The 9,695-nt window shown below is 52.6% G+C and carries 7 protein-coding genes; all 7 read left to right on the forward strand.

From position 1 onward, the window contains the following. Positions 1 to 183 precede the first annotated feature (183 nt). The 7 genes from nuoM to ABK821_RS10670 all read left to right on the forward strand — a co-directional run bounded on the left by nuoM (position 184) and on the right by ABK821_RS10670 (position 9,263). Positions 184 to 1,713 (forward strand): NADH-quinone oxidoreductase subunit M, encoded by a 1,530-nt coding sequence (nuoM, locus tag ABK821_RS10640; protein ID WP_138361361.1) that lies wholly within the window; start codon positions 184 to 186, stop codon positions 1,711 to 1,713. Between the two features lie 6 nt (positions 1,714 to 1,719). Further along, positions 1,720 to 3,177 carry an NADH-quinone oxidoreductase subunit NuoN gene (nuoN, locus tag ABK821_RS10645; RefSeq protein ID WP_308560929.1) on the forward strand — a complete coding sequence of 486 codons (1,458 nt, stop codon included), beginning with the start codon at positions 1,720 to 1,722 and terminating at the stop codon, positions 3,175 to 3,177. 688 nt (positions 3,178 to 3,865) lie between these two features. Then, on the forward strand, positions 3,866 to 4,399 hold the full coding sequence (locus ABK821_RS10650) for a fimbrial protein (protein WP_138361359.1): 534 nt from the start codon (positions 3,866 to 3,868) through the stop codon (positions 4,397 to 4,399). Positions 4,400 to 4,459: 60 nt separating this feature from the next. Continuing rightward, a complete protein-coding gene (locus ABK821_RS10655; protein ID WP_343178242.1) occupies positions 4,460 to 5,122 on the forward strand; it encodes a molecular chaperone in 663 nt (220 codons plus the stop codon). A gap of 30 nt (positions 5,123 to 5,152) precedes the next feature. Continuing rightward, complete coding sequence (locus tag ABK821_RS10660; protein WP_343178243.1) at positions 5,153 to 7,702, forward strand: fimbria/pilus outer membrane usher protein; 2,550 nt, start codon at positions 5,153 to 5,155, stop codon at positions 7,700 to 7,702. A 19-nt stretch (positions 7,703 to 7,721) separates the two neighbouring features. Continuing rightward, a complete protein-coding gene (locus ABK821_RS10665; protein WP_138361356.1) occupies positions 7,722 to 8,741 on the forward strand; it encodes a fimbrial protein in 1,020 nt (339 codons plus the stop codon). 12 nt (positions 8,742 to 8,753) lie between these two features. Further along, positions 8,754 to 9,263 (forward strand): fimbrial protein, encoded by a 510-nt coding sequence (locus ABK821_RS10670; RefSeq protein WP_138361355.1) that lies wholly within the window; start codon positions 8,754 to 8,756, stop codon positions 9,261 to 9,263. Positions 9,264 to 9,695 lie beyond the last annotated feature (432 nt).

The following is a 9,695-nucleotide window of genomic DNA, read 5'->3' on the forward strand; positions in this document are numbered from 1 at the left end:
TTTTAGAATTCGTTGAAAATCTGTTCCTGAAGTACAGGTGTCATCGGCGAAGTCAGACCGAAGACCGCCAGCGCAGAGCGACCGGAGCGTACAAAAGTACGTGAGGATTGCGAGCACTGCCGGGATTCGGGCTGGTGAGCGAGATAGCCTGAGCAGGAGTAAATATAAGGGACATACTTAGCTATGTTATTACCTTGGTTAATACTCATCCCCTTTATCGGCGGCTTTCTGTGCTGGCAGTCCGAACGCTTTGGCGTGAAGATGCCGCGCTGGATCGCGCTGATCACCATGGGATTGACGCTGGTGCTCGGTCTGCTGCTGTGGATGCAGGGCGGCTATTCTCTGACACAATCCACCGGTATTCCGCAATGGCAGTCTGAGTTCGTGCTGCCGTGGATCCCGCGCTTCGGTATTAGCATCCATCTGGCTATCGATGGTCTGTCGCTACTGATGGTGGTGCTCACCGGTTTGCTGGGCGTGCTGGCGGTACTTTGCTCCTGGAAAGAGATTGAAAAATATCAGGGCTTTTTCCACCTGAACCTGATGTGGATTCTGGGCGGCGTGATCGGCGTGTTCCTCGCCATCGACCTGTTCCTGTTCTTCTTCTTCTGGGAAATGATGCTGGTGCCGATGTACTTCCTGATCGCGCTGTGGGGCCATAAAGCCTCTGACGGCAAAACGCGTATCACGGCGGCCACCAAGTTCTTCATCTATACCCAGGCGAGCGGTCTGATCATGCTGATCGCCATCCTGGCGCTGGCGTTTGTCCACTTCAATGCGACCGGCGTCTGGACGTTCAACTACGAAGATCTGCTGAAGACGCCAATGTCGCACGGGGTGGAATACCTGCTGATGCTGGGCTTCTTTATCGCCTTCGCGGTAAAAATGCCGGTGGTTCCGCTACATGGCTGGTTGCCGGACGCGCACTCCCAGGCGCCGACAGCGGGTTCTGTTGATCTGGCCGGTATTTTGTTGAAAACGGCAGCCTACGGTCTGCTGCGCTTCTCGCTGCCGCTGTTTCCGAACGCGTCCGCCGAGTTTGCCCCCATCGCAATGTGGCTGGGCGTCATCGGTATTTTCTACGGCGCATGGATGGCATTCGCGCAAACCGATATCAAGCGTCTGATTGCCTACACCTCTGTTTCCCATATGGGCTTTGTGCTGATCGCGATCTATACCGGTAGCCAGCTGGCTTATCAGGGCGCGGTGATTCAGATGATTGCCCACGGTCTTTCCGCTGCCGGTCTGTTTATTCTCTGTGGTCAGTTGTACGAACGTCTGCATACTCGCGATATGCGTCTGATGGGCGGCCTGTGGAGCAAAATTAAGTGGTTACCGGCGCTGTCGATGTTCTTTGCCGTCGCGACGCTCGGGATGCCGGGTACCGGTAACTTCGTCGGCGAATTTATGATTCTGTTCGGCAGCTATAAAGCCGTGCCGATGATTACCGTTATTTCTACCTTTGGTCTGGTGTTCGCGTCGGTTTACTCGCTGGCGATGCTGCATCGCGCCTACTTTGGCAAAGCAAAAAGCGAAATCGCCGCCAAAACGTTGCCGGGGATGTCCCTGCGTGAATTGTCTATCATCCTGCTGCTGGTGGTTCTGCTGGTGTTGCTGGGCTTCTTCCCGCAGCCGATTCTGGATACCTCGCACTCTGCGATGAGCAACATTCAGCAGTGGTTTGTTAATTCTGTTTCTACTACAAGGCCGTAATTCGCCATGACAATAACTCCACAACAACTGATCGCACTGCTACCGCTGCTGATCGTCGGCTTGACGGTGGTGGTTGTGATGCTCTCCATTGCGTGGCGACGCAATCATTTCCTCAATGCCACGCTGTCGGTTCTCGGCCTGAACGCCGCGCTGATTTCACTTTGGTTCGTGGGTCAGAACGGCGCGATGGACGTCACGCCGCTGATTCGTGTTGACGGTTACGCCATGCTCTATTCCGGGCTGGTGCTGCTGGCCAGTCTGGCGACCTGTACCTTTGCTTATCCGTGGCTTGAGGGGTACAAGGACAATAAAGAAGAGTTCTATCTGCTGGTGCTGATTGCCGCAATGGGCGGTATTCTGCTGGCGGGCGCCAATCATCTGGCGTCCCTGTTCCTCGGTATCGAACTGATTTCGCTGCCGCTGTTCGGTCTTGTCGGCTATGCCTTCCGCCAGAAACGCTCGCTGGAAGCCAGTATCAAATATACCATTTTGTCTGCCGTTGCCTCTTCGTTCCTGCTGTTCGGTATGGCGCTGGTGTATGCGAACTCTGGCAACCTGTCGTTTCTTGCCCTTGGTAAGAGCCTGGCGGACAACGCTCTGCATGAGCCGCTGTTGCTGGCAGGGCTGGGTCTGATGATCGTTGGTCTCGGCTTCAAACTGTCGCTGGTGCCGTTCCATTTGTGGACGCCGGACGTATACCAGGGGGCGCCTGCGCCGGTATCAACCTTTCTGGCGACCGCCAGCAAGATTGCCATTTTTGGCGTGGTGATGCGTCTGTTCCTCTATATGCCGGTGGGCAATAGCGAAGCGGTGCGCATGGTACTGGGTCTTATCGCGTTCACGTCCATTATCTTCGGTAACCTGATGGCGCTCAGTCAGACCAATATTAAACGTCTGCTTGGCTACTCTTCCATTTCCCATCTTGGCTACCTGCTGGTGGTGATGATTGCCCTGCAGAGCGGCGAGATGTCGATGGAAGCGGTAGGCGTGTATCTGGCCGGTTATCTGTTCAGCAGCCTCGGCGCGTTCGGCGTGGTGAGTCTGATGTCCAGCCCGTACCGTGGGCCGGATGCGGATTCGCTCTATTCCTATCGTGGCCTGTTCTGGCATCGTCCGATTCTGTCGGCGGTGATGACGGTGATGATGCTGTCTCTCGCCGGTATTCCGATGACGCTGGGCTTTATCGGTAAATTCTACGTGCTGGCGGTCGGTGTGCATGCGCACCTGTGGTGGCTGGTGGGCGCGGTGGTTGTTGGGTCTGCAATCGGCCTCTACTACTATCTACGCGTGGCGGTGAGCCTCTATCTGAGTGCACCGGAGACACTGAATCGCGATGCGCCATCCGACTGGCAGTACAGCGCCGGAGGCATCGTGGTGCTGATCTCCGCGCTGCTGGTACTGGTGCTAGGCGTATGGCCGCAGCCGCTGATTAGCATTGTGCAACTGGCGATGCCGCTGATGTAATTTGCCTGCTCAATGGTAAAGGATCGCTTCGGCGATCCTTTAAATCGGATGATAACCTGTAGTAGATTTTGTGCTCGCCTTATTCATCTCACTTTGCGTTTTTTACTCCCTGATTTCTATTTATCAATAACGGACAAATTTATTTAATAAGTGTCCGCTGTTTTTTTACAAAGTGAATCGGGTAATGAAAACTATTATTTCGCTATAAATAGGGTTTTGTGAGGGGTAATAATAGTGTGATGTGCGATTAATTCGGATTTTGGCTTGTGGAAATATCCAGAGTGAGAATATTTATATGAAAAATAAGAATGCGGGGTTTATACTAGTCTGATAAATGAGATAGATATGTTATATTTATCGGGGGGATAACTATAATGTTGATAAATAAATTTAAACGTAATTTATACATAAAATAAATCTAAAAAACTAAAGATATAAATATTCATGATATTTAATGTGATTTACCCGAAGTAAAGCTGCGAATATTCCTAAGCACGAATTGACAATATTAAAATCTGTCGATAGCATGGCGCCAGTTTGATACGGATAACGACTTGAATATTATATCCATTTAATGGAGTGATATTCTTTGTATTATTAATATCAAGCACAAATGAAAGGATGCGCACGGTATTGCGCTTTTACGTTAATACATTGACTGCATTAACTGTATTGAAAAGGATAAATCATGAATAAAACATTACTTGCTACTATGGTTGCTGGTTGCGCGGTGTTCTCTGGTGCTGCGTTTGCAGTAGACGGTCAGGTGAAGTTTACCGGTGCTGTCATCGATGCGGGCTGTGACGTGGTCAACAATATGGCTAACCCGCTGGAAGTGCTGATGGGGCAGGTTCCCAAGACGCAGTTTACCGGCGTTGGCTCGACTGCCGCAGAACAACGCTTCGCTATTAAGTTAGAAAACTGCCCGAATACGGTGACTAAAGCATCGGTAATATTCTCTGGCGATAACGTTGGCGGCGACGACAGCAAACTGAAACTGACTGGAGCAGGTTCTTCTGGCGTCGCGTCCGGTGTAGCCCTGCAGCTGGTTGATGGCAGCACCAACGCGACCCTGCCGCTGTATTCCCGTTCGACCAGCCTGGATATTCCGGGTTCCGGTGATATCGATCTGCCGTTCCGTGTGCGTTATATCCAGACTGAGAGCACCGTTACTGCTGGTACCGCTGACGGCGCTGCGAACTTCACTATCAGTTACAACTGATTCCCGTCTATTTGACCGTGCAGCGAGCCGAATACGGCTCGCTTTTCCAGGGAGCAGGAGATGAAACGATACCTCAACGTGCTGATGGTTGGATGGCTGTTAGTCGGTTCTGCGGCATATGCGGGCGTCGTCACCGGCGGTACTCGTCTGATTTATCACGGTGGCAAAAAAGAGGCCTCTCTCAGCGTAACGAATAATGATGCTACACCATATCTTATTCAAAGCTGGGTAGAGGCGAATAACGGCTCTTCGCCCTTTCTGTTAACCCCGCCATTATTTCGCCTGGAGGGTGAACAGCAGACCCGTCTGCGGGTGATTTATAGCGGCGGGTTACCAGAAAATAAAGAAAGTATGTTCTGGATGAATATCAAAGCGATTCCATCCTCTCAGGCTAAAGAGGGCGCCAATACCTTACAGATCGCCATTAAAACGCGCATCAAATTAATTTATCGGCCGAAATCCGTTGCGGGAACGCCAGAAATGGTGACGGAGCAGCTGCGCTGGACGCGCAGCGGCAATACGCTGCAGGTTACTAACCCCACCGGATTTTATATGAATTTCGCTGAGGTAAAGATTGGTGGCGCAGAAGTCAAAGACGCTAATTGGGTGGCGCCGGGAGAAACGGCGCGCTTTGAACTACCGCGCGGTAGCGCAGGCACTTTGCGCTGGAAATTGATTAATGATTACGGAGGAATTGGCGCACCGCACAGCGCTGATTTATAAAGGCCGTCAGGCCAGGGAGTTCCAGAGAGAATGACAAATAACCATAATAAATGGCAGCTAAATCAGATAGCTGTAGCTCTGGTCGTTGCTTTACTACCGTGGTGTGATGATGCGCTGGCGCGGGATGTATTTAACCCGGCCTTGCTGGAAATAGACGGCCCGCAGACGGGCATCACGGATCTATCGGCCTATGAGCGTGTTGGAGGGCAGCAGCCGGGAACCTACCGGGTAGATATTTACCTCAACAATGTCTTTATGGATACCCGGGACGTGGCTTTTCAACAGCGCGACGCTCAGGGAGCAATCGAATTGCAGCCCTGTTTGAACGTTGAGGAGCTTGCCGTGTGGGGTGTGCGCGTTGCGCAGTTTCCTGAACTGGGCCGCAAATCGGCGGACTGTGCGGATTTGGGCGTAATACCGCAGGCAAAAGCCGATTTCCGTTTTAGCCAGCAGCGCCTGTTATTAAGCTTCCCTCAGGCGGCGGTTGCCAGCGCCGCGCGGGGATGGGTCGATCCGAAACGGTGGGATGACGGGGTGACGGCGCTCCTGCTGAATTACTCTTTGAGCGGGGCGAATAACTGGTCGCGTAAAGATCATACGCCCGACAGCGACAGCCAGTACGTTAATCTGCGTCCCGGCATCAATATCGGGCCGTGGCGTTTACGCAATTACACAACGTGGAACCGCAGCAGCAGCGGCGAGGTGTCACATAGCAGTTGGGATACGGTTTATACCTATGCGCAGCGCAATATTACCGCTCTGAAAGGCGTGTTGACGCTGGGTGACAGCAACACCGATGCCGATGTTTTCGAAGGCATTCCTTTCCGTGGGGCGATGCTCGCGTCCGATGACGATATGCTACCGGAAAGCCTGCGCGGATATGCGCCTGTCGTTCGTGGCATCGCCCGGACGAATGCCCAGGTCACGATTCGTCAGAACGGCTATGAGATTTACCAGTCCTACGTCTCTCCCGGCACGTTTGAAATCACCGATATGTATCCAACCGGCGGCTCGGGCGATTTATCGGTCACCATCAAAGAGTCTGATGGCAGCGAGCAGCACCTGGTGGTGCCCTATGCATCGCTTCCCGTACTTCAGCGTGAAGGCCGTCTGAAATACAGCCTTACCTCCGGCGTATACCGCGCCTATGACAATAGCATTGATCAGACGCCTCTAAGCCAGGCCACGGCGATTTACGGTCTGCCCTGGGGAGCGACCCTTTACGGTGGGGGGCAATTTAGCCGCAAATATCAGGCGCTGGCGCTGGGGATGGGGAAAAACCTCGGCGCGATCGGCGCCGTCTCAGCGGATGTCACCCAGGCGTGGTCGAAGCAGCGGAATCAAGACCGGGAGAGCGGGCAGTCGCTACGGGTCCGCTATAGCAAGGATCTGCCGGGCATGGGAACCAACGTGACGCTGGCGGGATATCGCTATGCGACCAGTGGCTACTGGGATATGCAGGAGGTACTGAATACCTATCAGGATAATCGCGATAGCGCTTCGAGCGAACGGCGGCGTAACCGCGGAGAAGCGACGCTCAGCCAGAGCCTCGGCGACGAAATAGGGTCGCTGTCGCTGAGCTATGTCCATGAGGATTACTGGTCCACCGGGCGTACGATGGAATCCGTTGGCGTCAGTTACAACAATAGCTGGCGTGGTATTAGCTATAGCCTGAACTACAGCTATAACCGCAATACCACCGATCGGAGTAGCGGAAAACGTAATGACGAAGATCATCTGTTCGCGCTCAGTATTAGCGTACCGCTCGGTGAATGGCTACCTATGCCAGTTTATGCAAATTACGCGTTGAACAGCAGCAAAAATGGTTCTACCAGCAATACGCTGGGGCTGTCCGGCACGCTGCTGGAGCGTAATAACCTGAGCTGGAGCGTGCAGGAAGGCTATACCAGCCAGGGAAGAGGCGAGAGCGGCAGCATCAACGCGGACTGGCGCGCAACCTATGCTGAACTGACCGGCGGCTACAGCCATGACAAATACAACCATCGCCTGAACTACTCCCTGCGCGGCGGGGCACTGGTACATGAAAACGGCCTGACGCTGGGCCAGCCTTTTGGCGAAACGGTGGCTTTAATTAAGGCCCCTGGCGCCGCGGGCGTCGGCGTAAACAACCAGACCGGCGTCAGGACCGACTGGCGCGGCTATACCGTGGTGCCTTACGCCTCGCCTTATCGCAAAAATACGCTGACCCTTGATACCAGCACCATGCCGGATGATGTCGAGCTTGCGTTAACCACCCAGACGGTGGTGCCGACTCGCGGCGCGGTGGTTCGCGCAAATTATGTTACCAGCGTAGGCAATCGGGTGCTGATGACGATACGCCGGGAGAATGGTCAGCCCTTGCCTTTTGGCGCAATGGTAAGCGTGACAGGTGCCGCAGCACCAGCGCAAGCTTTTATCGTTGGTGATGGCGGGCAGGTCTATCTGACCGGGCTGGCACCTGATGGCGAACTTAATGTGAAATGGGGGGCTGGCGCACAAGAGCGCTGTCGGGTCCCGTATGCGTTGCCGTCAGGCAAAACCCTAACCGGTATTATTGTCGCCCAGGGGCTATGCCGCTAATCGAAAGGATGCAGAGACAATGAAACGATTTTCAGGAATATTGGCGGGTCTGGCGGCGCTGATGATATCGCCGCAGGCGATGGCGGGAAATGGCTGGTGCCAGAATAATAGCGGTGCTCCATTTCAGGACAGCTTTTCGTTTGTTCAAACGTTCACCGACCCTTTGCAAAATCAGGCCGGCAGGTTGTTTAACCGTTTGTACGGGTGGAATACCGGGGGAACATACCTGACAACATGTGATTGCAAATATTCCGCTACTCTGCGGGTTAAAGCGACGATACCGGGCCTGACTCAGACCCAGACCCGCAACGGACTCAATTTCTATCGACTTAATGAATACCTCGAAATTGCCAGCGAGATATATTTAGCGGGGTATCAAAATCAATTTTTTCCTACCCCGGTTAATAATCAGGGTTTTGATGTTATTGTATGTGGTGCAAATGGTACATATTTTGATGCCGGCTCGCGAGGATATATATCACTCTATTTTACCCGACCTTTTGTCGGCCAGGTGACGATCCCTCAGACGGTTGTTCTTAATGTTTACGGTTCGACGAAATCGGGAAGCTATAGCTCGATTCCAATGACGCAGATATCAATGAGCGGTACGGTGACGGTACCGCAATCCTGTGAAATTAATACCGGTCAGCCGATTCACGTCGATTTTGGCGATATTGCGGCCAACAACTTTAAAACAGCGGGCCAGATGCCGACGGGTTTCACTCCGCATACGGTAAATATGACGCTGGCCTGTACCAATATTTCCAACAAGGTAAAAATCGCCCTTTCATTTCAGGGGGCAGCGGATAACCATGACAACTCTGCGCTGGCCACCAGCAATAATGACATTGGCGTACGGATCGAAAATATTACCGGAACCAAAATCCCTGTTCTTTCAGGATTGTTACCGGTCAATATGAACTACTCTGCCCAGATCGGCGAAACAACCATGAAAATCTATCCGATTAATACTACCGGCAATTTGCCCGCAGGCGGCGGATTTACGGCCACGGCAACCATTCAGGCTGAAATTCAATAACAGGAGCAAATAATGAAAAAGGCGCTATGGCTGGCATTGTTACTACCTGTTTGTGCATCATGGGGAGGCGTCCCCCTGTATGTGAAAGGTAATATTTATTTTCTTCCCTGTAATGTGAGCACCGACACAAAATATCAGGAGGTGGATTTTGGTACGTTTCTGAAAAGTGATTTTCAGACGCCCGGTACCGCTTCAGAATGGAAAACATTTAATCTGAAGGTGGAAAACTGCCCGCCAGGAACAACAAAAGCGACGGTGAAGTTTGACGGCATAACGGATAGCGATGATGCCACGCATTTCGCCAATCAGGCGGCCAGTAATCCGGCGCAGAATATTGCGCTGCAAGTAACCAACGCCGGGCATACGATAACCTACAAAAATCAGGACCAGATGACGATTGATATTAACAGTGGCAACGCGACGGGCGTCTTTCCGCTGGCGGCACGCTTATATTCAACCCAGGGGGCGGTGACGGCCGGTAGATTTGAGTCTGTAGTACAGTTGACATTCACCTGGCAGTAACTTTAGAGCCTATCTCATCAGGACTATTTTGCTTGTCATTTTGAACCTGGGCAGTGCTCAGAATCCTCACGTACTAGGTGTACGCTCCGGTTCTTCCGCGCTGGCCGTGTTCAAACTGTCTGTGCCAATAACGCCTGGTGGGATAGGCTCTTAATATCTATAGTCGCCATACTTGAGGTTGCAGGTGCGTTGGTAATAGCCCGACCCACATCCCCTAATGCCGTTCACTTAAGCCAATCATCGGTGTTGTCTTTTGTTTTATTTGTCAGCGGCAATCGCATTATTGGTGGTTATGGCGAATATGGCGCATTTTTCATTTTCGCCCATTCAGATTCCGTGGTCTGTTCCGTTCACGATAAATACGCGGATAGTCGTTATATCCACAGCGTGTGAACGGGCAGGGGGACGTTTCGCCCGTCCCCCTGCACCCCC

Source organism: Klebsiella sp. KE9456, from assembly GCF_043832615.1.
GTDB lineage: Bacteria > Pseudomonadota > Gammaproteobacteria > Enterobacterales > Enterobacteriaceae > Klebsiella > Klebsiella indica.